The 22,470-nt window shown below is 59.0% G+C and carries 20 protein-coding genes and 1 pseudogene; 14 read left to right on the plus strand and 7 right to left on the minus strand.

Features of this window, described 5'->3' with window-relative positions; all coding sequences use genetic code 11:
• Together NW870_RS05955 and NW870_RS05960 are read left to right on the plus strand one after the other, a co-directional pair.
• Positions 1–102 (plus strand): annotated as a pseudogene (locus tag NW870_RS05955) (IS5/IS1182 family transposase); the annotation flags it as partial.
• A 260-nt stretch (positions 103–362) separates the two neighbouring features.
• The gene (locus tag NW870_RS05960; protein ID WP_414374438.1) at positions 363–1,496 is read left to right on the plus strand and encodes a murein hydrolase activator EnvC family protein; all 1,134 of its coding nucleotides are present in this window, start codon (positions 363–365) and stop codon (positions 1,494–1,496) included.
• Here NW870_RS05960 and NW870_RS05965 read toward each other — a convergent pair.
• Complete coding sequence (locus NW870_RS05965; protein ID WP_414374439.1) at positions 1,487–2,137, minus strand: ABC transporter ATP-binding protein; 651 nt, start codon at positions 2,135–2,137, stop codon at positions 1,487–1,489. The genes NW870_RS05960 and NW870_RS05965 overlap by 10 nt on opposite strands.
• 168 nt (positions 2,138–2,305) lie before the next feature.
• Here NW870_RS05965 and NW870_RS05970 point away from each other — a divergent pair, with 168 nt between their 5' ends.
• From NW870_RS05970 to NW870_RS05990, 5 genes are all read left to right on the plus strand, one after another.
• The gene (locus tag NW870_RS05970) at positions 2,306–2,488 is read left to right on the plus strand and encodes a DUF3285 domain-containing protein (RefSeq protein ID WP_414352125.1); all 183 of its coding nucleotides are present in this window, start codon (positions 2,306–2,308) and stop codon (positions 2,486–2,488) included.
• Positions 2,489–2,716: 228 nt separating this feature from the next.
• A complete protein-coding gene (locus NW870_RS05975; protein WP_414355488.1) occupies positions 2,717–3,850 on the plus strand; it encodes a histidine kinase in 1,134 nt (377 codons plus the stop codon).
• 237 nt (positions 3,851–4,087) lie between these two features.
• Positions 4,088–6,586: a peptidase U32 family protein gene (locus NW870_RS05980; RefSeq protein ID WP_414374440.1), complete on the plus strand. Its 2,499-nt coding sequence runs from the start codon at positions 4,088–4,090 to the stop codon at positions 6,584–6,586.
• A 164-nt stretch (positions 6,587–6,750) separates the two neighbouring features.
• Complete coding sequence (gene ilvN, locus NW870_RS05985; RefSeq protein WP_414374441.1) at positions 6,751–7,275, plus strand: acetolactate synthase small subunit; 525 nt, start codon at positions 6,751–6,753, stop codon at positions 7,273–7,275.
• Between the two features lie 53 nt (positions 7,276–7,328).
• A complete protein-coding gene (locus NW870_RS05990) occupies positions 7,329–7,943 on the plus strand; it encodes a hypothetical protein (protein ID WP_414374442.1) in 615 nt (204 codons plus the stop codon).
• Between the two features lie 25 nt (positions 7,944–7,968).
• Here NW870_RS05990 and NW870_RS05995 read toward each other — a convergent pair whose 3' ends face one another.
• Entirely contained in the window at positions 7,969–8,709 is a 741-nt protein-coding gene (locus NW870_RS05995; RefSeq protein WP_414374444.1) for a DUF3120 domain-containing protein, read from the minus strand.
• A gap of 180 nt (positions 8,710–8,889) precedes the next feature.
• Here NW870_RS05995 and NW870_RS06000 point away from each other — a divergent pair, with 180 nt between their 5' ends.
• On the plus strand, positions 8,890–9,933 hold the full coding sequence (locus NW870_RS06000; protein ID WP_414374446.1) for a glucokinase: 1,044 nt from the start codon (positions 8,890–8,892) through the stop codon (positions 9,931–9,933).
• A gap of 262 nt (positions 9,934–10,195) precedes the next feature.
• The gene (locus tag NW870_RS06005; protein ID WP_414355484.1) at positions 10,196–11,200 is read left to right on the plus strand and encodes a methyltransferase domain-containing protein; all 1,005 of its coding nucleotides are present in this window, start codon (positions 10,196–10,198) and stop codon (positions 11,198–11,200) included.
• On the opposite strand, the gene NW870_RS06010 is transcribed toward NW870_RS06005, so the two are convergent.
• From NW870_RS06010 to NW870_RS06020, 3 genes are all read right to left on the minus strand, one after another.
• Positions 11,137–12,864 carry a helicase HerA domain-containing protein gene (locus NW870_RS06010; RefSeq protein WP_414374447.1) on the minus strand — a complete coding sequence of 576 codons (1,728 nt, stop codon included), beginning with the start codon at positions 12,862–12,864 and terminating at the stop codon, positions 11,137–11,139. The two genes, NW870_RS06005 and NW870_RS06010, sit on opposite strands and share 64 nt — an antisense overlap.
• A 30-nt stretch (positions 12,865–12,894) precedes the next feature.
• On the minus strand, positions 12,895–13,698 hold the full coding sequence (locus NW870_RS06015) for an Ig-like domain-containing protein (RefSeq protein ID WP_414374449.1): 804 nt from the start codon (positions 13,696–13,698) through the stop codon (positions 12,895–12,897).
• Positions 13,699–13,954: 256 nt separating this feature from the next.
• Complete coding sequence (locus tag NW870_RS06020) at positions 13,955–14,323, minus strand: AbrB family transcriptional regulator (RefSeq protein WP_011432615.1); 369 nt, start codon at positions 14,321–14,323, stop codon at positions 13,955–13,957.
• Between the two features lie 328 nt (positions 14,324–14,651).
• On the opposite strand from NW870_RS06020, the gene coaBC reads away from it, so the two are divergent.
• The 4 genes from coaBC to NW870_RS06040 all read left to right on the plus strand — a co-directional run bounded on the left by coaBC (position 14,652) and on the right by NW870_RS06040 (position 19,962).
• Positions 14,652–15,881 (plus strand): bifunctional phosphopantothenoylcysteine decarboxylase/phosphopantothenate--cysteine ligase CoaBC, encoded by a 1,230-nt coding sequence (gene coaBC / locus NW870_RS06025; protein ID WP_414374474.1) that lies wholly within the window; start codon positions 14,652–14,654, stop codon positions 15,879–15,881.
• Between the two features lie 68 nt (positions 15,882–15,949).
• Positions 15,950–16,720 carry a hypothetical protein gene (locus NW870_RS06030; RefSeq protein WP_414374451.1) on the plus strand — a complete coding sequence of 257 codons (771 nt, stop codon included), beginning with the start codon at positions 15,950–15,952 and terminating at the stop codon, positions 16,718–16,720.
• Between the two features lie 210 nt (positions 16,721–16,930).
• Complete coding sequence (gene cax, locus NW870_RS06035) at positions 16,931–18,049, plus strand: calcium/proton exchanger (RefSeq protein WP_414374452.1); 1,119 nt, start codon at positions 16,931–16,933, stop codon at positions 18,047–18,049.
• A 38-nt stretch (positions 18,050–18,087) separates the two neighbouring features.
• Positions 18,088–19,962 (plus strand): mechanosensitive ion channel family protein, encoded by a 1,875-nt coding sequence (locus NW870_RS06040; RefSeq protein ID WP_414374454.1) that lies wholly within the window; start codon positions 18,088–18,090, stop codon positions 19,960–19,962.
• Between the two features lie 96 nt (positions 19,963–20,058).
• Here NW870_RS06040 and NW870_RS06045 read toward each other — a convergent pair whose 3' ends face one another.
• Both NW870_RS06045 and NW870_RS06050 read right to left on the minus strand, forming a co-directional pair.
• Complete coding sequence (locus tag NW870_RS06045; RefSeq protein ID WP_011433877.1) at positions 20,059–20,298, minus strand: DNA-directed RNA polymerase subunit omega; 240 nt, start codon at positions 20,296–20,298, stop codon at positions 20,059–20,061.
• A 242-nt stretch (positions 20,299–20,540) separates the two neighbouring features.
• Positions 20,541–21,224: a DUF2232 domain-containing protein gene (locus NW870_RS06050; RefSeq protein WP_011433876.1), complete on the minus strand. Its 684-nt coding sequence runs from the start codon at positions 21,222–21,224 to the stop codon at positions 20,541–20,543.
• A 225-nt stretch (positions 21,225–21,449) separates the two neighbouring features.
• Here NW870_RS06050 and NW870_RS06055 point away from each other — a divergent pair, with 225 nt between their 5' ends.
• Complete coding sequence (locus tag NW870_RS06055; protein ID WP_414374455.1) at positions 21,450–22,460, plus strand: ArsJ-associated glyceraldehyde-3-phosphate dehydrogenase; 1,011 nt, start codon at positions 21,450–21,452, stop codon at positions 22,458–22,460.
• Positions 22,461–22,470: the final 10 nt, after the last annotated feature.

Genomic DNA, 22,470 nt, shown 5'->3' on the forward strand with positions numbered 1-22,470 from the left:
AAGTTAAAGCAGTACCGGCATCTATGTTCTCGTTTTGACAAATTGGCCAGGAACTTCTTGAGTTTTCTCTATCTCGTCAGTGCTCTCTTTTGGCTCAAATGAAAGATCAACACAACCTAGTTTTTCTAGTCCGTTGAGGTTGCTGCCGCTTGAGTTGCATGCCGTCAGGCCTGTGGGATCCGGAGGTGGAGTCGCTACTGTCTGGCTCTTCTGTTGCTGTTCGGAGTAGCCCTAAATAGCCAGCTCAGGCCCGATTCAGATCCGTGGGGATCTTTGTATCCTTAGGGTCGATGGGTCGGTTGCAGAGGGTGTGAGGAGTGACGAGTCTGAGTCGTGGGGCACGCAGACTGAAAGTGTGGGTGATGCTTGGATTGCTCACCCTCTTGCTGTTGGGGGGACTGGGGGGGGTTGCCCCGTCTCAGGCGCAGAATGTCAACCAATTGCAACAGCGGCAGCAGCAGATCCAGCAACAAATCCAGAGCACTCAGCGCCGCTTGGGAGAACTGCGCCAAGCAGAAGAAGAAGCCCGCCGCCGCATGGGATCCCTGCAGCAAAACCTTCGACAGACCGAATCCAGCCTTCGCGACAATCAGTATCGTCTGGAACAAGCCCAGAAAGCCCTGGAGCAAGCTCAAAAGGAGCTACAGGAGCTGGAAGACCGCCTGAGACGGCAGCAACAGGGCACGGCTGCCCGTTTGCGCTACATGCAGCGACAGGGGGCCGAACATTGGTGGGCTTTGCTGCTCACCAGCCGTGACTTGAACGAGTTTTTCGACCGCCGCCACCAACTGCAACTGTTGATCGAGGCGGATCGGCAGTTGATCCAAGAGCTGCAAGCAATGGCCAAAGAGGTGGATCAACAGCGCATTGCCCTGGAGATGCAGCGCAACGAGATTTCCTTGATTTTGCAGGAGCTGGCCGCCCAGAAGAATCAACTGCAGCAGCAGGCTGCCGCCCAAGAGCAACTGGTGGGCCGCTTGGCCAACGAACGCGCGGCCTATGAAGCAGCCCAACGGCGGTTGGAAGCCGATTCTCGACAGCTCACCAGTCTGATCCAGCAACTGATCGCCCAGCAGGCCCAACAGCAAGGGGGCAGGGATCCCGTTCAAGGGACAGGCCGATTCATTGCTCCGGTGCGCGGGCCGATCACCAGCGGCTTTGGCTGGCGGGTTCACCCCCTCTACCGCAGTCGCCGCTTTCATGCGGGGATCGATTTTGGTGTGCCCACCGGCACCGCAGTCAGAGCTTCAGACCGGGGCACCGTCATCTACGCCGGTTGGTACGGCGGCTACGGCTATACGGTGATTGTGAATCACGGCGGCGGCATCACCACCCTGTACGCCCACAACAGCCGCGTTGCCGTTGGGGTAGGCCAGCAGGTACAGCGGGGGCAAGTTGTTGCTGCTTCCGGCTCCACCGGCCTCTCCACCGGGCCCCATGTTCACTTTGAAGTGCGCGTCAACGGCCAACCGGTCGATCCCCGCCGCTACCTCTGAAGCAAAGCCTCCGCCGCCACCGGCCTCAGGGATCCCGCCTGCAACGTCCACCGCACATCGGCAATGGAGGACAGCTCCTCCGGGTCGTGAGAAACCACCAGCACCGTCCAGGTGGACTTTAGCCGAGCCAACAGCTCGATCAACTGCCGTCGCACCGACCAATCCAATCCTGCCGTCGGCTCATCCAGCAACAGCAAAAACGGGCCACGGATCAACTGGACGGCCAGGGCCAAGCGCCGCTGTTGCCCGCCGCTGAGGCGGTTTGGGGAGGTATGTAGAGGGATCCCTTCCAATCCCACCTGTCTGAGGGCGTTTTCGATCTCTTTTCTCTGTAGCTCTGGATAACCAAAGCGCATTTCCTCCAGCACCGTCAAGCCGCAAAAGTGGCGCTCTGGAAACTGAAACACCAACCCCGCCATGCTGCGCAAGCGGTTGGGGGAAAGTTCTGCCCCTCCCCAGGTAATCCGTCCTTGGGTGGGCCGCGCCAAGCCAGCCAAAATCTCCAGCAGGGTGCTCTTGCCCGCCCCACTTTTGCCCACGATCAGCCCCAACTGGTTCAGGCCCAACTCAAAGGAAAGATCGTTGAGAATGGGCTGGGAAACGCCTGCCGGATGGTAGGAAAGATGCTGAACTTGCAACATGGGGGGCAAAAGAGGGGGATGCTGTCGTTATTTTGGCACCGGAAGATCCCCGCGCGACAGCTATGGCCCTTCTTCAGCGGGAAGGTCGAAGCTTGGGAAACACCTCTATCCGGAGGAGCAGATTAAGCTAGCCTGAAGGTAGGGTAAATTATCGCTCTGGTTATCCTGATGGCGCAGCCTTCTTCTGCAGATTCTCCTTCGGTTGGGGCGGGATCCCCCCCCCAGCTGAGTTACACCCGCCTGGCCATGCGCAACATGGTGCGCAAAGGCAAGACTTCCCTGCTTCACTTCACCCTGACAGCGGTGGGGTTGGTGGCCCTGCTGGTGGGGCTGGCCTACCTGTTTCACTGAGTTTTCACTGAGTTCCGCGAGAGTGTCCTGGCTATACCCTCTTGCAGTTGTTCCTAGGGCGGGAAAGCCACACCCTGAAAGGTCTTCCTTGTTACACTCCATGTCGCTTCTTGAGCTTTTCCCAAGATTAGGTGTTAGGAAGGAACAAGCAGCAATGGCTCCCACGGTTCGAGCGTACGGCAATCCCGGCTGCTGAAACGCCAACCCTTGGCTTTTGGATTTTGGCCTATGCAGACTTCGCCAGATCTCACCTCCGCTCGTTCTGTCATTCGCCTGCTGTTGTTTGCCAAGAGTCGAGCTGTCGTTGCCGAACTTGAGGAACATCTGCGCCAGCACATCCAGGGGTTGCCCGGTCAATACCCTGCCCAACTGGAAGTGGTGCCACTGGAGGAGCACCCCTACCTAGCAGAGCATTACAAGCTGGTGGCGACTCCGGCTCTGGTCAAGGCTGAGCCCTTGCCTGCTCAGGTTTTGGCGGGCGGAGACTTGGCGACGCAGTTGGAAGTGTGGTGGCCCCGTTGGCAAGGCCAGGCGGCCTTGGCTTCCCATCAAGAAGGGGCAGGACAGGATCCCACCTCCCCTCCGACCACCGAGGCGCTGTTGCAAATGTCGGAAGAGGTGTTTTTGCTGCGGCAGGAGCGGGCCCAATTGCGGGAGCAGTTGGACTTCAAAGATCGCGTTCTGGCCATGCTGGTGCATGATTTGCGCAGCCCCCTGACGGCCACGGCTTTGGCGGTCGAAACCCTGCAACAGGGGCGCGAGGGATCCCTGGACAAAGCGCTGGAACGGCAGTTGTTCGACCACGCGCGCCAGCAACTGCGCAAGATGGACAGCATGATCACCGATATCCTGGAGTCGGCCCGTGGCGCTGCCTCGGAGCTGAGGATTCGAGCCGTAGAAACCCAGTTGCCCGGCTTGTGTCAGGCGGTGATCGAGGAGCTATGGCCGCGCATTCAAGGCAAGCGGCTGCAGTTTCAAGCGGATATTCCCGTGGATCTGCCCTCCGTCCATGTGGATCCCGACAAGATCCGCCAAGTTCTGTTCAACCTGCTGGACAACGCCATCAAGTACACCCCCGCCGGGGGATCCATCCGCCTCGATGTCCTCCATCGCACCAGCCAAAAGGTGCAGGTGACCGTCAGCGATACCGGCCCTGGGATCCCGGAAGCCGACCAAGAGAGCATCTTCTCCGATTCCGTCCGCCTGTCCCGGGATCAGCAGCAGGAGGGCTATGGCATCGGCCTTTCCCTCTGCCGACGGATTGTGCGTGCCCACTACGGCCAGATTTGGGTGGAGTCTTCCTTGGGCAAAGGCAGCAGCTTTCATTTCACTTTGCCTGTATATCGGCTCTGCAAGCGCTAGCCGAGAGCTGGCTCCCCAGTGGTGCAAGCCCTCAGAGACTGACGGTTTTCCAGCATCAAGGAGTTGCCAACAGCCGGCAGAATAGGCACGTACGGAGTCCTGGGTTTACTGCTCGCGCTGCGCGACGCTTCCGCGTTGGAGCGGTTCCGTCTTTCAGGTCTTTTGCGTTTGAATGGGTTAAGGATCCCTTGGCTTCTTCCTCTTCATCTTCATTCATCTACAGTAAAGTGCTTCTCGATGAGTGCTTCTGGGATGAGCCCCGTAGAGACGAGTCGTTGTGCCGCTGAGCTGCCCCTACTGCTGGCTCCGGCAGGGGATTGGGAGTGTGCCAAGGCGGCGGTGGAAAACGGGGCCGATGCCATCTATTTTGGGCTGGAGCGCTTCAACGCCCGGATGCGTGCCCGCAATTTTACGGAAGCGGATTTGCCGGAACTGATGGCCTGGCTGCACCGGCGGGGGGTACGGGGCTATGTTACTTTAAATACCCTGGTTTTTCCAAGGGAGCTGACGGAAGCCGAGGGATACCTCCGCTCGATGATCGCGGCGGGGGTGGATGCGGTGATTGTGCAGGATATCGGCATAGCCCGCCTGATCCGGCATCTTTCTCCCGACTTTCCCATCCACGCTTCTACGCAAATGACCATTACCAGCGGAGTGGGAGCGGAGTTTGCCGCCGAGCTGGGCTGTGAGGTGGTGGTGCTGGCGCGGGAATGTTCCCTGCGGGAAATCGCCCAGATCCGGGCCTATCTGGAAGAGAAGGGATCCCCTCTATCTCTGGAGGTCTTCGTGCATGGGGCGTTGTGTGTGGCCTACTCGGGGCAATGTCTGACCAGCGAGGCGCTGGGGGGGCGTTCGGCCAACCGAGGCGAATGTGCTCAAGCCTGCCGCATGCCCTATGAGCTGGTGGTAGATGGGATCCGCCGCGACTTAGGCGAAAAGCGGTATCTGCTCAGCCCTCAAGATTTGGCCGGGCTGGAGGTGCTGCCGGAGCTGGTGAAGCTGGGAATCCGCTGTCTGAAAATTGAGGGCCGACTGAAATCCCCAGAATATGTAGCCAATGTAACGCGGGTGTATCGGCAGGCGTTGGATGCGCTGGGAGCGGGGCAGCCGTGGCAGCCTTCGCAGCAGGAACGCTACGAGCTGGAGATGAGCTTTTCTCGCGGGCTTTATACGGGCTGGCTGCGGGGCATCAACAACCAGGAGCTGGTGCACGCGCGGTTTGGCAAGAAACGGGGGGTTTACCTGGGGCAGGTGGTGGGGATCCAACAGGATCAGGTGGGGATCCGGCTGGAGGCACCCCTCAAAGCTGGGGACGGCGTGGTGTTTGACCAGGGGCAGCCGGAGTTGCCGGAGCAGGGGGGGCGAGTTTACCGGGTGCAAGAGAAGCAGGGGCTGGCCTGGCTCAGCTTCGGAGAGGGGGTCATTGATCTCAAACGTCTGCGGGTGGGGGATCGCCTCTGGAAGACCAGCGACCCGGAACTGGAAAAGCGCCTGCGCCAAAGCTACGCCGGGGATCACCCCCGCTTTCAGCGGCCTGTCCACATGGAGGTTCACGGCCAAGTGGGATCCCCGCTGACGCTGATCCTGCGGGATGAGCAAGGCCATACGGTGCAGGTGAATTCGCCGCTGCCCCTGGAAGCTGCCCACCGCCAACCCCTCACCACCGAAAAACTGCGACAGCAACTGGGCCGTTTGGGCTCCACTCCCTTCAAGTTGGGATCCCTGCACAATGCCTTGCAGGGGGAGGTAATGCTGCCGGTGAGCCTGCTCAACCAGATGCGCCGACAAGCGGTGGAACGCCTACAAGCTCTGCGAGCTCAGCCCCCGCGCTGGCAACTCAATCCCGAAGCTCGCTGGCAAGATCTGGTGCCTTCTCAGGAGGAGCCCGAAAGGGGATCCCCGCAGTTGGTGGTGTTGGTGCGGGATCCGGCGCAACTGCCGGCGGCGATAGCCAGCGGTATTAGGCAGATCTATCTGGAGTTTGAGGATCCCCGCCGCTATCGGGAGGTGATCCGCACAACCAAAGCCGCCCATCCCGAGGTGGAACTGTGGGTCGCTCCGCCCCGCATCACCAAGCCGGGAGAAACCTGGATCCTAAAGCAAGTGTTGGTCGGCGGAGCCGATGGCTACTTGGTGAGAAATTACGATCATCTCCGTTTCTTTGCCGGGCAGCGCTGCATTGGGGATTTTTCGTTAAATGTGGCCAATCCCATCACAGCCTACTATCTCAAAACCCGCTACAACCTAGAGCGCTTGACGGCTTCCTATGACCTCAACCATGAGCAACTGGGATCCCTGCTGCAAGCCGGCCCCGCCGGTGGGTACGAGGTTACCCTTCATCAACACATGCCCCTGTTCCACATGGAGCACTGCGTCTTTTGCGCCTTTTTATCCAGCGGAACGGATTACACCAATTGTGGTCGCCCATGTGAAAAACACGAGGTGAAGCTGAGGGACAGAGCCAATGTCGAGCACATTTTGAAGGCCGATGCCGGCTGTCGGAATACCCTCTACAACGGCAAGGCCCAAACGGGGGCAGAATATGTGCCGAAATTATTGGCCTTGGGCCTGCGCTATCTGCGCATCGAATTTTTGCATGAATCCCCCGCCGAGATCCAACAAACCCTGCACCGCTATCAGCAACTCCTACAAGGTCAACTCAGCGGATCCCAACTGTGGCAGGAGCTGAAGCTACACAGCCAATTGGGGGTTACGCGCGGGTCTTTGGAGAGTTAACGGCTGCGCTGTCTTTCTCTAGGGCGCCGGCTCTGCAGCTGTGCTCCGACCGGAGCAATGCGAAAAACATTCCGGCAAAGTTGGCGTAAAATTTCCTCAGGGTATTGTTATTCCCAGGTGCTTCCCCAACCTCTTCTCAGCTTTTTCTCTATCCTCTGGTTGCCGTGAAACACACCCTCAGCGCCCTCGTGCAGGATCAGCCTGGCGTTTTAACCCGCATTGCGGGGATGTTTGCCCGTCGCGGCTTCAACATCGACAGCCTTACCGTTGGCCCCACCGAACGACCGGGGATCTCTCGTATCACCATGGTGGTGCAGGGCGATGAACACGATGTGGAGCAGATGACGAAGCAGCTCTACAAGCTCATTGACGTGCTGAAAGTAACCGACATCACCCATGTTCCCTGTGTGGAACGGGAGCTGATGCTGGTCAAAGTTAACGCCAGCCCCGATACCCGCTCCGCCATCATGGATGTGGCCCAAATGTTTCGTGCCCGGATTGTGGATGTGGCAGAGGAGTCTTTGACTCTCGAGGTAACCGGGGATCCCGGCAAAATGGTGGCCATCATCAAGATGTTGACCAGCTTTGGCATCCGCGAGATCGCCCGTACCGGCCTTGTGGCTCTCACCCGCGAGTCCGGTGTGAATACGGAATACTTGAAGCAACACCCCACCCTAGTCACCATCTGATGGCCCCAGGAGAAGCGATGCCGAAGTCGGGGTGGAGGGGCCAGGGATCGGTTGTGCGCGGCGCACTCAGCCTTGTGGCTATTGTGCTGGTGGGGCTGCTGGTCGGCTGTGGCCCCAGGCCGCCAAAACCGATTGTGCAGCAGGCCCTTGCCTATCAGATCGCTCATGTGTCCGGGCCGGTGGGATCCTTAGTGGGCAGCGACCGGTTGTCGGCACATCTGGAATTGCAGGATGTGAAAATCCGCCAAGATCGCCGTGAACCTTTGCTGTTAGTCTCAGGAGAAACCCTGGAAGGCCATCACCTCAGCGGTACCTACACCCTAATCGTGCATCCGCCGGGATCCCGCCGCCCCTATCGCCGCAAAGGGGATCCCTTCCAGATCACCCTGGCTCACCAAAAGCCACGAACTGCTGCTACCCAGCGCTCGCGGGATCAGGAGCCCGACCGCGTTGAAACCGCGCCCGAACGGTGGCTGCTGGCCTACAGCTCACCGGATTCCAAGACTTGGGAGGTCATCGACTTTCTGCCTCAGCCCGCACCGGCACCGGAGTTGCCTCCTGCCGGGCCAGAACCTACACTGCCGGCAACTGCACCTGCTGCCGCCGACGTTGGCAGGACGGAGTCCGATGGAGCTCCCAGCCCTACCAATACTTCTACTCCCACCTGAAGCAGAGTTATGGGGATGTCCCAGCTCACCGCAGCAGAGCTGCCCCCCAGCCAAATAGCCCATCCACCAACAGGGTATTCAGCACTGCTCCCGCAAATGCCCAATGGTGCAAGCGGCGGGATCCCTGGACTCTCCACAATCCAACACCCAGCAACAGAAGGCCCAAGCCGATGCCCCAACCCAGGCCCCAGGGGGTAGCCATTTTGTCGAGGGCCGCCCTAAAAGGGACAACCGCCTGCTCCAACCGGTCAAACTGCATCGCCTGCCGCCACTCAGGCAGCAGCCCCACCGAGTGAATGTAGAGATCTGTAACCGCCGTACCCCACAGGGAGCCGAGATAAAACCAGGTACCGATGCGGGCAAACCGTCGCCGTGTCCCCCACCAGACAATCGGGATCCCCAAGGCTTCCATGGGCATGTGCCAAAGAGGCTCAAAGCGCAGCCATCCCCAATACAGGGATCCTGCCAGCCAAGTCAGGGTAAAGCCGTACAGCAAATCTCCCCACAGGCGGGTACGGGGCTGGGAGTAGAGATGCAAGCTAAGGCCCAGCCAGCCCAAAGACATCACCAAGCTGACCCAAGGGGCATACCGCACCAGGGGCGCTTGCACAAAAACCGGCAGGCACACCAGCAGAGCTGCCATTCCCCCAATAACATGGTGGGATCGGAAACGCCTTTGAACTGGGAAAGGATCCAGCCCGGCCAAACGCTCAGAGGACAGCCAAGGCTCATCTTGGAGAGGGGGTAAAAAAGGTGTAGAAGACAAAATGCAATATTAAAAACCTTTACATCAGTTAACATAGCACTTTTTCGCCCTTCTTTCTTCTCGGCAGCGGATGTTCGTTTGCAGAAGGGAGGAAGCCCTGGGATCCCTTGGGGGCTGAAATTGGCATTCCCTCTCCAGAAATGCCAGGGTGGGAAGGAGGTGCTGGCCGGAGGAAACCGTATGGACTTGCTTTTGGCAGGAGATATCGGGGGCACCAAAACCAGCCTCAGCCTTGTCAATGCCGAGGATCCCGAGCACAGCCTTTACCACTGCCGCTATGCCAGCCAAGATTACGCCAACCTCGCCTCAATGGTGGGAGAGTTTCTGGCCCAGGCTCGGCGGGAGCTGGGGCGAGATCCACAGCCTGCTGCCGCCTGTTTTGCAGTGGCCGGCCCCGTCATGGAAACAAGGGGCTCAGGGTCTGAGGGACAGACTGCCAAAGTGACCAACTTGCCCTGGGATCTGCAGTCGAGCCAATTGGCCGCAGAGCTGGGGATCCCGCGCGTAGCCTTGATCAACGACTTCAGCGCTGTGGGGTATGGCGTGCTTGCCCTCGGCGACCAGGATCTGGACACCTTGCAAGTGGGTGAGCGTCAACCGCGGGCTCCGATTGGCGTGATGGGAGCAGGCACGGGTTTGGGGCAGGCTTACCTTACCTGGGGAGAAGGGGGTTACCAGGTTCATGCCAGCGAGGGAGGACACGTGGACTTTTCCCCGCGCACCCCTCTGGAGTGGGAGCTCTTGAGGTATTTGCAAAAACGGCACGGACGTGTCTCCACCGAGCGGGTGGTCTCGGGGCAGGGGATCGTTGCCATTTATCAATTTTTGCGGGATAGCCAGTGGGGCTCAGGAGAAGAACAGCTGCTGGCCCAAATTGAGGCTTGGGAAAAGGGAGCTAAGCATATTGACCCGGCAGCCCAAATTGCCAATGCTGCCATGGAAGCACGGGATCCTCTGGCGGTGGAGTGTCTGCGGCTTTTCATCAGCCTGTACGGGGCTGCAGTCGGGAACTTTGCCCTACACCTATTGCCGCGCGGGGGCCTGTTCATCGCTGGGGGGATCGCGCCCAAGCTCTTGCGCCTACTGCATCAAGGGGAGTTTTTGTCCTCGTTTTTGGATAAGGGGCGGATGCGTCCTCTTCTGGAGCAACTGTCGGTGCAGGTGGTGGTGAATGCGCAGGTGGGGCTGAGGGGAGCTGCTCGCTACGCCGCCAACCTTTGGTAGGGAGCAGCCGCTGCTACTGAGGTTGCCGCCCCGGCCCAGCAGGCGATCGCAGCAATCCCAATGGGTGCTGGAAAATCTCGCCCAGCTGCCCTTTGCCGGGATCCCAGACTTCTTCCTTGAGCCAGCAGATGGGTCAAGATGGGATTGCGCCTTTGCTTGGCTGGCCCCATACCGGAAAGCACTCCGCCTGGGGCTGCGCTATCCAACCGACAATGATTGCCACCACGCAGAGGGACTTCATAGAAACTTCATGGTTGATCCGATGAATCCAATCTTTTGGGCTTTGGGCATAGCTGTGCTGCTGGCCGTGGGCTTGGCAGCCTATCTGTTGACTGCTCGCAAATACGAGTCTCCCGCCTCTGTGGCCAAGTCTTACGACGAGTGGACTCGGGATGGGATCCTAGAGTTTTACTGGGGCGAACACATTCACCTAGGACACTACGGCTCTCCTCCCCAACGAAAAAATTTTCTGCAGGCCAAGCACGACTTTGTCCACGAGATGGTGCGCTGGGGGGGGTTGGATCGACTGCCTGCAGGGACAACCGTGTTGGATGTGGGCTGCGGCATTGGTGGGAGCTGCCGCATCTTGGCCCGCGACTACGGCTTTGTTGTAACCGGTATCACCATCAGTCCTCAGCAGGTGAAGCGGGCCCAGGAGCTCACCCCCCCTGATCTGCCTGTCCAGTTTCAGGTGGCAGATGCCCTCGACCTGCCCTTCCCCGATGCCAGCTTCGATGTGGTGTGGTCCATTGAGGCAGGGCCTCACATGCCGGACAAGGCCCGCTATGCCCAAGAGATGCTGCGGGTGCTGAAGCCAGGGGGGATCCTGGTGGTGGCCGACTGGAACCAGCGGGACGACCGGCAAAAGCCCCTGAACTTTTGGGAGCGGCTGGTGATGCGGCAACTGTTGGATCAATGGTCACACCCTTCCTTCTCCAGCATCGAAGGCTTTGCCGAGCAGTTGGAGGCTACTGGCCTGGTGGCGGGACGGGTAGAAACCGCCGACTGGACTCAGGAGACCCTTCCCTCTTGGCTGGATTCCATCTGGCAGGGCATTGTCCGTCCCGAAGGGTTGCTGAAGTTTGGCTTGGTGGGCCTGATTAAGTCGCTACGGGAGGTGCCCACTTTCTTGCTCATGCGCCTGGCCTTCGGCACAGGGCTGTGTCGCTTTGGCATGTTCCGAGCGGTGCGGGCAGCTTGTGCTCACAGCCCCAGCTCGGACTTAGCCTGTTGGGCGGCCAGGAGCACCTCCGCATCCTCAGCCTGAGACCAGTCAGGATCGGCAATTTCGGCGTAGAACCGCTGGTCGTAGGGGCGGGTTTGCACCACCACCGGCATGGGCACGGCATGGCCCAGAATTAGGGCTTGCTGTTTGGAGTCCAACTTGGCCAGCACCGTTTTCAAGTTCTGGCTGCCCGCCACCCCTGTGAACACCGCCTCGATATCTTGGTCGTCGTTGAGGAGTGCCGTAATGCGAGTGCCCAACTGCGACATCACTTCGCTATCGATGCTGGAAGGGCGTTGATCCACCACCAGCAGCGTGACAAAGTACTTGCGCATCTCGCGGGCAATGGTGCCGAAAATGGTCTGCTTGGCTGCCCGCGGATTCAAAAAGCGATGGGCCTCCTCAATGGTGATGCATAGTTGACGGGGCTTGTCGAGGGGATTTTTGGATTGCAAGTACCGCTCCGTCTGGTGCACGTAGGCCTGGTGAATGCGGCGGGTGATGACGTTGGCCGCCAACATGTAGGAGAGCAGGTTGGACTGGGATCCAAACTCGATAACCACGTGAATGCCGCGGCTGAGGGCATCCAAAATCTGGCCGATGTAGTTGTGGGGCAGGGTGCTGCGGATGTACTTGAGGTTGTCAAGGCGGGTGAGCTTGCGCTGCAGGGCCATCATCGAGGCTTTGTTGCCCATTTTCTGTTCGCAAAACTCTTGAATCTCGGTGTTGGAAAGGCTCAAGAGGCGGCTGATCCAGTCGCGGCCAAACTCGTTGCGCAGGATGATGGCATTTTCCAAGCTGGCTTCCGATAGGTTCAGCTCATCTGCCAACAGGGCCAGATCCTCCACTTCGATTTGGTTGTAGGCAATAAACAGCTCCTGCGCATCCCGCACCCCTCGCCGCCGGGTGGAATCGGGATCCAGGGTGTAGATTTGCACCTGACCGGGAAAGAGCTGCCGCAAGCCTTTCACAGTAGTGGCGTGCTTGTCTTCGCTGGCTGCCTCCCAGCCGTACTCGGAGTGCATGTCAAAGATCAGGTTCACCGCCGCCCGTTTGCGGATGATACCGGCCAGGATCAGGCGGGCCAGAAAGGACTTTCCGGTGCCCGATTTGCCGAAAATGCCGTTGCTGCGCTCCACCCAGCGATCCAAGTCCAAACAGATGGGCACAGCCATGTCGAGGGGCTGGCCGATGGCAAAGTTGCGCCGCTCCGGGTCGTCTTCCCAGCCGAAGACGGTGCGAAAGTCCAGTTCCCGTGCCTCATACACCTGTGAAAAATGGGCGGGCACCGTTTTCACGGGCAGCAGCTCCATCGCGTAAGCGGGACGGAGTTCTCGGCTGGGGGTGGTGGAAGCCGTTTGAGTCTCTGCCAAGTCAGGATGGATCGGAGGATACTCCCCCTCCATCTCCCGCGGCACCAACATCAACATCGGGGTGAGGGCAATGATGCCGTAGGTGCCGGTACCGGCCAGCACTTCCCGCAGCAGGGTCTCTTCAGGACGGGGGGGGTTGACCAGGATCTGGGGGTTGCTGGTTTCTAGGGTAACGTCGGTGAGCAGGCCGAAGAAGCGGTTGCGCTGCCCCTGGATCACCACGAATTTGCCCACCCGCAAGTCTTCTACCGAGACGCCGGGATTGAGGCGAGCCTCCAGTCCCCGACTCAGGGATCCCTGGATCACGGTGGCCAAGGGTTGAGGAGGGGTCATGGCGTTGGGGCTTGAGTTCCAGATGCCTTGTCAGTTGCCCATCTGTAAGCGGGCGCTGGTGCGAGGGGCGCCATCCTGCACAATCCAGGTGCGAACGATCTCCACTTCTTCAGGTGTCCAAAAACCCAGACGGGATAGGGGCAGCCCACGGGCCTGAATGTAAGCAATCTCAGGGGATCCGCCGCGAGCTTGGGGGCGGTTGGGGTTATTGGCGTTGAGGATGTAGGCGTGGCGGCTCGTCCACCGGGGATTGATCAACTCGCTATTGGGATCCCCGGGCCTGACATAGGCCATCGTGGCCTCATAACTGTCCAGCAACTGGGTGCGCTGCCGTCCTGCCGGCTGATGGCAACCCACACAACTGGCTTCTAGCAGCAGTTTGACATCCCGTTCGTAGGTAAATTGCGGTTCGGTGCGAAAACTCAGCTGAATGGCCTGCTCGAGGGGCAGCCCCTCTTGGGGAGAAAGCGTGAGGGTGTAACGGGTGCTAAAGCGCAAGGGATCCCGAGGCTTAAGCAACAACTCGTCTCCCTGCACATCAAAAATAACCGCTGCCGGCGGATCCAACTGAACCGCCAGACGTTGTAGATTGGGATCCAGTGGCCGATTGAATTGCAGCCGAATGACTCCATCCACAAAAACATCCTGCTGTTCGGGAGTAGGCTGGGAAGACACCCACTCCAAAAATGCCTGACTTTGAGAAGCATTCGACTGAGGCCAAACTTGCCGATGAGACTCGATGACAAAGAACGCTGCTGCCAACAACAACAGCCCCGCCCAAGTTCGCCACCGCCGCCAATGGCGAAAGACATTTGGCACGGTCGGAGTGTTCATTGTTGCAGACTCAATTCAACTGTTGTCAGAATAGCGAGCTTGCCCACACTTCAGCCATTGATGAGGTACAAACTGCCAGGGATCCCCAGCGGATCATGAGGATCCCTTGTTCTGAAAAGTAGAAAGACAATGAGCACCGGAGCGAAAGGAAGAAGTCGCTGCTCCCAAGCCCCTAGAGGCCGAAAGGAATACCAAAGGCTTTACCCAAGCTGAGATGAACTCACCAGCAGGGAAAAGCATCCAGGGAGATAGCAAATCAGTTGACCCGCTCCAGCTTGATGTTGTGGTGGCCCAGCTTGATCTCGAACTCATCTCCGGGCTTGAGGCCCATCTTCTTGGTGTAGGCAGCTCCGATCAGGAGATTGCCATTCTTATGAACCGAAACCCGGAAGGTAGGAGCGCGGCCACGGGATCCATTTTCGTCACTAGCGCCGAGATCCACGCCAACGGCCTTCAACAGGGCGTTGTTAAACTGCATCAGATTCACTCGCTCCTGACCATTCTTGGTGTAGGTGACATAACCACAGGCGCGAGCTTTTTCCTTGCGATCCGCATTTCCCATTGAAGTTACCTTGTCGAGGAGCTCTTGGCCAGTGAGTGGTTTTGGTTTACTGGTTGTAGCCATATCGAGATGGTTTTAGGGACAACTGTTAGTGTAGCCAGAAACAAACAGGGATTGCAACAGAGTTTGATCCAATTCCTTCTTGTTACAGGGAATAAGTCAGCGACCGCAATGGGATCTGAGGGCTGGTTGCGCAAAACAGCAGTGGGGAATTCCCTCTAAAGGCCAGAACCTGTGGGGGAGACTTTGGCTGAAATTGGGTAATGACAGATCCTCAGGCCCTATTCTCGACAGGGTCAAAAGTATCTTTGGACGAGGGATCCCCGCTTTGCCGCCGGAATTGAGCAAAAGCAGGGAAACTGGAAACAAGGCTGTTTGCGTGTCACTCAATATGGATCCCTTTTGGTCGGGGCGGCGTCTCCTCATTGGGGTGAGCGGGGGGATTGCTGCTTACAAAACGGCAGCTTTGGTGTCTGCTCTGGCGCAGCAGGGAGCAGAGCTCAAGGTGGTTTTGACAAAAGCTGCGGAACATTTTATTTCTCCTTTGACTTTTGCCACCTTGTCCCGCCAGCCGGCTTTTACGGATGCCGCCTTTTGGCAAGCAACACGAGGACGACCGCTGCACATCGAGTTGGGGGAATGGGCGGAGGCTCTCCTCATTGCACCCTTGTCGGCCAACACCTTGGGCAAGTTGGCTCATGGGCTGGCGGATAACTTGCTCACCAATGTGGTTTTGGCTTCCCGGTGTCCGGTGGCGGTGGCACCGGCTATGAATACGCAGATGTGGAAGGCGGAGAAGGTGGCCGAGAATTGGCAGCGGCTACACCAGGATCCCCGTTTTTGGGCCTTGCCGACGGCCAGTGGCCGCCTGGCCTGTGATGCGGTGGGGGAAGGGCGCATGTTGGAGCCGGAGGCCCTGCAGGAGTATGTGCGGGCTTTGCTCTGGACAGGGGGGAAAAAAGATTGGCAGGGCAAGCGGGTGTTAGTGACGGCGGGGGGTACACGGGAGCCCATCGACGCGGTGCGTTTTATCGGCAACCCGGCCAGTGGTCGGATGGGAGTGGCGCTGGCGGTGGCGGCAGCCTGCCGGGGGGCGACAGTGACGCTGGTCCATGGGCCGTTGGGGATCCCCTTTGATCCAGCGCCCTTCGCCATTCGGGCCATTCCGGTGGAGACGGCAGCCCAACTGGAGGCGGCTTTGCAGGCGGAATTTCCCCAGGCGGATCTCTTGTGGATGGCTGCTGCTGTGGGGGATGTGCGCCCCTCTCAGGTTTACGCGGGGAAGCTGCCCAAAGCCGATCTACCCCAGATGTTGCCGTTGGAGCCGATCCCTGACCTGCTGGCAGCTCTGGCCCGCCACAAACGTCCTGGCCAACGCCTCATCGGCTTTGCCGCCCAAAGTGGGGATCCCTTGCCGCCGGCCAGAGAAAAGCTCCGCCAAAAGGGCTTGGATGCCATTGTGGCCAACCCCATCGACCAGCCGGACAGCGGCTTCGGCAGCAGCCACAACCAAGGCTATTGGATCCCCCAGCAGGGAAGTCCAGAGCGGATCCCATTGGCGACCAAGTCAACCCTGGCCCACCGACTGCTGGATCTGGCCCTGCACTTGGAGTTGGGCTGACTTCGACACCAAGACTAACGATCTTGCCAAAGATCAGGTACCTTTGAGGCTAAGCGCAGAGGGATCCCATGGCGATCATCGTCCTGAAAGCCTGGTATTTGGATTCGGTGTTGTCTGCTTCCCAAGTCCAACAGAGGGCCCCCGACCTGCGCCTGAGCCGTACCGGCCTCTTGAAGACGGCGATGCGGGCCGACTTTCTCGACGATGTGGAGCAGGTGAAGGCTTCCGTATGGTGGCAGCGCTACCTGGAAGGAGAGCTGGTGGAGTTTTACATCGAGGGCAGCGGCGCCTACAGCATCTCCAACCTCGATTTGATCAGCCGTGAGATCTACTTTAATAAGCGGGCCACTCTGAACATGACCGAGCCCGTCATCTACTTCTGCGGCCAATCGGATTACCCCAACTCCAGCGCCACTCTGTACCGGGCATTGCAAGCCGTGGTGGAGGCTCTCAATCGCGACCACAGACCGGTCGTGCCCCTGCAGCTGCAGGGATCCCTTCCCGCTGAGGCTGAGACCCTGCTCATCGATGCGGCCTTGATTCGCAAGCTCAAGCACGCGCTGCTGGTGGTGGCCGATGTAACCCCTGTGCAGGTGAATGGTCGGGGGCGTCCCCTACCCAGCTCCCAGGTCTGTCTGGAGTTGGGCTATGCCCTGCAATCGAAGCGCCCCGAACAATTGCTGCTGGTACAACTCCCCCGCGACGGCATCGAGGGATCCTTTCCCTTTGAGGTAGAGGGCAGCAGTTTTTTGAAAATCGCCGATCCCCAGCATCTGTCCGATCAATTGGGAGCCGAGATCGCCCGGCAGTTGCAGCGCAACCGGGTTATCTCCCTCTAGCCAGCAGCACCTATCCAACCTCCCCTCGCAGCCGTTAGACTCTTGGAGATGGTCACTCCTGGCCATGGGGGATCTGGCTCCCCGAAACCCAAACAGCCTCCATCGTCGCTACCTTTTCTCCCCTTGTGAACCATGACCCTGGCTAATGCAAATCCTTTGATTTCCCCGGATCGCTCTGCGGCAGGTTGGCAGAGAGGTCTGAACAGCATAATGTTCCTGCTGCTGTTGGGGGTTCCCCTATCTTGGGTGGGGCACTTCCGGAGCTGGGATCCCAACCTGGTCTTCCTCTGTGCGGCTTTGGCGGTGGTGGCCTTGGCGAAGTTTATGGGTCAGGCCACGGAAGAGATCGCGGCCTTGACAGGGCCGACAGTCGGGGGGCTGATCAACGCCACCTTTGGCAATGCAGCGGAGTTGATCATCGGCTTGGTGGCACTGCGGGCGGGGTTGGTGGATGTGGTGAAAGCCTCCATCACCGGCGCGATCATCAGCAACCTGCTCTTGGTGGCCGGCTTGGCCATGTTTTTGGGCGGGATCAAGTTTCGAGAGCAGAGCTTTCGACCCGAGGTGGCCCGCATGAATGCCTCGGTGATGAACCTGGCGGTGGTGGCCTTGATCTTGCCCAGCGTGGTCACCTATGCCGATGCCAACTTGGGGGAGATCTCCATCCAAGAGCTATCCACGGCGGTAGCCCTGGTGCTGATCGGAGTTTACGGTCTTACTTTGCTGTTTTCCCTCAAAACCCACAGCTACCTCTACGCCCTTCACGAAGCAGAAGCCGCAGAAGATGAGGCGGCCAATCGCCTGGCCCCCAATCCGGTTTTGCAGGCGGAGGGATCCATTCCCCAGGTGTTGACGGCTCCGCCCGAGGGAGCCGGTTTGGGGTTTTGGGTGCTGATCCTCTTGGGGTTGACGGTGCTGGTGGCGCTGGAGTCGGAACTGTTGGTGAGCACTCTAGAGGATACGCTGGAACACTTTCACATGACGCCGCTGTTTATGGGGGTGATTTTGTTGCCGATCATCGGCAACGCGGCAGAGCATGCGACGGCGATCACGGTGGCCATGAAAGACAAGATGGATCTCTCCTTCTCGGTGGCGCTGGGCTCGACGATGCAAATTGCCCTGTTTGTGGCACCTCTGCTGGTGCTGGCCGGGGATGTGCTGCATCAGCCCATGAACTTTAACTTCGGCATGGTGGAGTTGGTGGCCATTGCAGTCTCGGTGCTGCTGATCAATTCCGTTAGCAGCGATGGGCGATCCAACTGGCTGGAAGGGCTACTGCTCTTGGCCACCTACGCCATCCTTGGGATTGCCTTCTTCTTTCTGGAGTGAGGCGTTAAAGTGTTCTGCACCGCTGACGCAAACGGCTCATGCTGCGAAGCTGCGAATGGTGCCCCGCACCGCTGACGGGAACGGTAGGCAGGCCGAAGCCGAGGAAAACGGGATCCCTGTTGTGGCCTCTCCTTTTCGGTGCATCTTTTGCCCTATCCCCCATAGGCGGGCCCGCATGGGGGCAGGAAACTGCTGAAAACAACGGCACCGCCCCCAACCTGCCTTTGCTCAACCGTTTGGATGCCCTAGAAGAGCTGCGGCAAGCGCTTAGCCTCCCCACCTCTTCTATCCAGGCGGAGGCCGTGACGCTGGATGGGCGGCGTTTGTTCGTGGTTACCGCACCGCAGGGGGATCCCGGCAGCCTGCCGCCGGTGTTGCAGCGGGTACGCTCCATTGAACAAACTCTGCACCAGTTGGCCAGCGCCGGATTCGATCCAGAGGCGCTGCAGGTTGAAGTCACCCTAGACGGCCAGACCAACCAGCCTGTTATCCGGGTGAATGGGCGACATTTGCTGACCATCACCTCCCTCGATGCCCAATTCCAGGGCGCCCAACCCATGGACTGGGCTGAGCAAGTAGCCGGCATTGTCGAGGAAGCGCTGCGCACCTCGCAACGGGAGCGGCAGCCTCAATTTTTGCGCCGCCAAGCGGTGATTGCCCTCGGCATCCTGGCTGTGGTAGGGAGCCTGAGCCAGCTCTGCCAGCGAAAACGGCGACGGCTGCAGCAAAAACGCGATGCCCTGCAGACGGAATACCAGACCATCCAAGCAGAGATTCAGGAGCGCCTAGCGGGGGAAGAGCAGTCGGGTGTGGATCCCGTCTTAGTCGAACAACAGGCCGGACGCAAACGGCAGGAATCCTACTTGGAGCTGCAAATTCGCCTGCTACGCCTGGTGCAAATTAGCCTGTGGGTGGGCGGAGTCGGGGTGAGCTTGGGCCTTTTCCCACAAACGCGACCCCTGCAAAGGTTTTTCCTGGTTTCCCTGCGCGGCCCTCTGTTGCGGTTGGTAGGGGTGGGTCTGGCCACCTATGGCAGTGTCTGGCTGAGTGGACTGGTACTGGATAACCTCTTTGCTGCCCTGCGCCAAGAGCAAAATGCCCCCACCTATCGCCTCAGCAAACGCCTCAGCACCTTTGCCAGCGTCTCTAAAGGAGCTGCAGCCACGACCCTGGTTTTGCTTGGATCCCTGGCCGGACTGGCCTCAGTGGGGGTAGACATCGGCCCCTTGGTGGCCAGCCTGGGCTTTATTGGGCTGGGGATTTCCTTGGCTGCTCAGGATCTGATTAAAGATGTGATCAATGGGCTGTTGATTTTAATTGAAGATCAATTTGCCGAAGGGGATGTGATCGTGGTGGACGGGCGGGGCGGCCTTGTGGAACACATGGATCTGCGGCTAACCCAGTTGCGCAACACCGAAGGCAGCTTGATCTCTATCCCCAACAGTGCCATCCGGGTGGTGGAGAACCTCTCCAACGGCTGGTCACGGGTGGATCTGGGGATTGTGATCGCCTATGAAAACGATCTGGAACAGGCAATACGCATCACCGAGCAGGTGGCTCTGCAGATGTACCGGGAGCCGGCTTGGCGGGAACAAATTCTCGAGCCCCCCGAAATGCACGGTGTCGATGATCTGGGGGAGCGGGGGATCACGTTGCGCATTTGGATCAAGGTGCAGCCCCTGCAGCAGTGGAGGGTGGCGCGGGAATACCGCCGTCGCCTCAAGCACGCCTTCGACCAAGCAGGGATCCAGATTCCTTTCCCGCAGCAGACCCTCTGGTTCCACAGCCCCTTGGAAATGCGCATCCAGGGTCTCAGCCCAGAGGAGACCCACCGCTTGCTGCACCTGATGGAATCGCGGCTCGAGGCTCGCCTGCGGGAAAGGGATCCCGTTGCAAACGACTTGACAAATTGACAAAATAGGCGGCTGCCGAAAGCTTCTACCCTTAGCCGCTCAGCCGGCTAGCAGTTTCAACAGGGCGGTCGCGCCAGCAGGCCGCAAGTCTAGTGACTACTCATCGCCGATGATTTCCGGCTCAGTCAGTTCATCCGACATTTCGATGACAGCGCGGCGGATTGGCTTCATCCAGCCATCTTCTATATCATCCGGATCCTCGTAGCGGCGGCGCTTGGCGCGGTTGGCCACCTGTACCGTGATGCGATAGCGATTTTTGGAAGCGTTGATCAGAGCCTCTACCCGACGCATCAGCTCGTCATTGTCAATAGCCAGTTGATTCTTGCGGGAAGCCATAATCGCAGTCTTAAATCTTGATATCTTGTTGCCACCAGGATCTCAACGAGACTCCGTCCCGCTACCGCGAAAGGACTCCGTCCCGCTACCGCGATCCTAGCAGAGAACCTTCCAGTTCTTGCATTCCTGTAGCGTTGCATGGCAATAGGGTGGGACTTTTGCCAAGAACTCATTTGTCAAGATTTGTCAAGAACTCATTTGTAGAGCAGCTTGCTCTGCTCTTGTACAACTCACAGGGGCTGCTAATCCAGCAAAAACTGTACCCACTTCGGCGGGGGTGGCAGCGGGCAACGAAAGTGCTCCATCACCAGGGCGGCCACCAAATGCACCGTGAATACGTAGATGAGGGAATTGAAGGCAATAAATCCCACCACCACCACCTGAACCATCCAGGGTTCTGCCACCCAGTAGACGCCCCATCGGCTGAGGGACACATCCAGGAGCCAGTTGGTTAGGCCGGTAAGTTGAATGGTTACGTAGATCCAGAGGTTTTCCCCCACCAGTAGGGAGGAAAGCACCAACTGAAAGATCAAGCCCAGGGCGCTGAGCACAGCCCCGCTCACCACCGAGACGTACCAGGAAAGACGCTGCTGCCACAGGCGGGCACACCAATAGCCCAGCAGACCATAGGGAATGACATAGAGAATGCTGCGCGTGGGCCCTATCAGCACCGTCAGCAACAGGCCGGAGACCACCAGGGCCATTGCCCCTGTGCGGGGATCCCAGCGCATCACCGCCAGCGCCACCGGAATGGGGAAAAACAGACGTATAAAGGGGGCCAGCGGCGTGTAGCTCAGGATCCAGATCAAGGCCGCGGTACTGGCCAAAAAAGCCGTTTCCACCACCCTCAAAGCCGGAGAACGGGGAGGTGGGGGGGGTAAGGGAGGAAAGTCATCCTGCACAGAAGGCTGAGGCGGCGGGGGCACATCCAGAAAAGCACAACTTTTCCCAGCTTAGGCCACCGGTTGCCGGGCTGGGCGCAATTGTTGCTTGGAGGTGTGGATTTGGACTGCAAACCGACCCCCATCGGCCAGTCTCTCCTGACCCTACCCATCAACTTGTCTTGAAACGACTAGGGCGTTCTGATAAAGTTGAGGCGGGATTTGCCCTGAGAGAGCGGGTCCCTTCTGGACAAGTCTAGGGTCAATGCTATGGCAGTGCGGGTGGGCATCAACGGTTTTGGCCGCATCGGACGGCTGGTGTTGCGGGCTGCTTGGGGCTGGGAAGAGCTGGAATTCGCCCACATCAACGAGATCAAAGGGGGAGCTGCGACGGCGGCCCACCTGTTGAAGTTTGACTCGGTGCAGGGCCGCTGGGCTATCGACATTGAGGGATCCGATAACCGGCTGCGCATTCAGGACAAAACCCTCACCTTTAGCGAACACAAGTCTCCTGGTGAAGTGCCCTGGGCAGAGTTGGGGATCGAGCTGGTGTTGGAATGCTCGGGCAAGTTTGTCAAGGCAGCAGAGCTGGATCCCTATTTTAAGGCGGGGGTGCGCAAGGTGATTGTGGCTGCTCCCGTCCAAGACAAGACAGCCCTCAACATCGTCATGGGTGTCAACGATCACCTGTACGACCCGGCCCGGCACCATTTGCTGACGGCAGCTTCCTGCACCACCAACTGTCTGGCTCCCTTGGTGAAGGTCATCCACGAGGGGATCGGCATTGTTCACGGGGTGATCACCACCATCCATGACGTCACCAATACCCAAACCATGGTGGATGCCCCCCACAAAGACCTGCGGCGGGCCCGCTCCGCTCTGCTGTCTCTGGTGCCCACCACCACCGGCTCGGCTACGGCCATTGGTCTGATTTACCCCGAACTCAACGGCAAATTAAATGGCATTGCGGTGCGTGTTCCTCTCTTGAACGCTTCCCTGACCGATGCGGTGTTCGAAGTCAGGCGGCCCACCACCGTGGAAGAAGTCAATCACCTCTTAAAAACTGCAGCCGAGGGCGAACTCAAGGGGATCCTCGGCTACGAGGAGCTGCCCCTGGTCTCGGTGGATTTCAAAGGGGATCCCCGTTCCAGCATTGTGGATGCGCCCTCGACGATGGTGGTGGACGGCACCCAGGTAAAGGTTCTGGCCTGGTACGACAACGAATGGGGCTACGCCAACCGCATGGCGGAATTGGCCCGCAAGGTGGCCCTTAGTCTGTAAGTCCTTTGGA

It is taken from the genome of Synechococcus sp. R50.1 (assembly GCF_047462115.1).
In the GTDB taxonomy this organism is placed as follows: domain Bacteria; phylum Cyanobacteriota; class Cyanobacteriia; order Thermostichales; family Thermostichaceae; genus Thermostichus.

What these genes read in the sequence shown, in the direction of transcription:
- NW870_RS06045 (WP_011433877.1), bottom strand. Translation starts at nt 20,298, where the DNA reads ATGGCTTCCCGCAAGAATCAACTGGCTATTGACAATGACGAGCTGATG.
- NW870_RS05975 (WP_414355488.1), top strand. Translation starts at nt 2,717, where the DNA reads ATGCAGACTTCGCCAGATCTCACCTCCGCTCGTTCTGTCATTCGCCTG.
- NW870_RS05970 (WP_414352125.1), top strand. Translation starts at nt 2,306, where the DNA reads ATGGCGCAGCCTTCTTCTGCAGATTCTCCTTCGGTTGGGGCGGGATCC.
- coaBC (WP_414374474.1), top strand. Translation starts at nt 14,652, where the DNA reads ATGGATCCCTTTTGGTCGGGGCGGCGTCTCCTCATTGGGGTGAGCGGG.
- NW870_RS05980 (WP_414374440.1), top strand. Translation starts at nt 4,088, where the DNA reads ATGAGTGCTTCTGGGATGAGCCCCGTAGAGACGAGTCGTTGTGCCGCT.
- NW870_RS05965 (WP_414374439.1), bottom strand. Translation starts at nt 2,137, where the DNA reads ATGTTGCAAGTTCAGCATCTTTCCTACCATCCGGCAGGCGTTTCCCAG.
- NW870_RS06005 (WP_414355484.1), top strand. Translation starts at nt 10,196, where the DNA reads ATGAATCCAATCTTTTGGGCTTTGGGCATAGCTGTGCTGCTGGCCGTG.
- NW870_RS06020 (WP_011432615.1), bottom strand. Translation starts at nt 14,323, where the DNA reads ATGGCTACAACCAGTAAACCAAAACCACTCACTGGCCAAGAGCTCCTC.
- NW870_RS06000 (WP_414374446.1), top strand. Translation starts at nt 8,890, where the DNA reads ATGGACTTGCTTTTGGCAGGAGATATCGGGGGCACCAAAACCAGCCTC.
- NW870_RS06040 (WP_414374454.1), top strand. Translation starts at nt 18,088, where the DNA reads ATGCTGCGAAGCTGCGAATGGTGCCCCGCACCGCTGACGGGAACGGTA.
- NW870_RS06055 (WP_414374455.1), top strand. Translation starts at nt 21,450, where the DNA reads ATGGCAGTGCGGGTGGGCATCAACGGTTTTGGCCGCATCGGACGGCTG.
- NW870_RS06010 (WP_414374447.1), bottom strand. Translation starts at nt 12,864, where the DNA reads ATGACCCCTCCTCAACCCTTGGCCACCGTGATCCAGGGATCCCTGAGT.
- cax (WP_414374452.1), top strand. Translation starts at nt 16,931, where the DNA reads ATGTTCCTGCTGCTGTTGGGGGTTCCCCTATCTTGGGTGGGGCACTTC.
- NW870_RS06030 (WP_414374451.1), top strand. Translation starts at nt 15,950, where the DNA reads ATGGCGATCATCGTCCTGAAAGCCTGGTATTTGGATTCGGTGTTGTCT.
- NW870_RS06015 (WP_414374449.1), bottom strand. Translation starts at nt 13,698, where the DNA reads ATGAACACTCCGACCGTGCCAAATGTCTTTCGCCATTGGCGGCGGTGG.
- NW870_RS05960 (WP_414374438.1), top strand. Translation starts at nt 363, where the DNA reads ATGCTTGGATTGCTCACCCTCTTGCTGTTGGGGGGACTGGGGGGGGTT.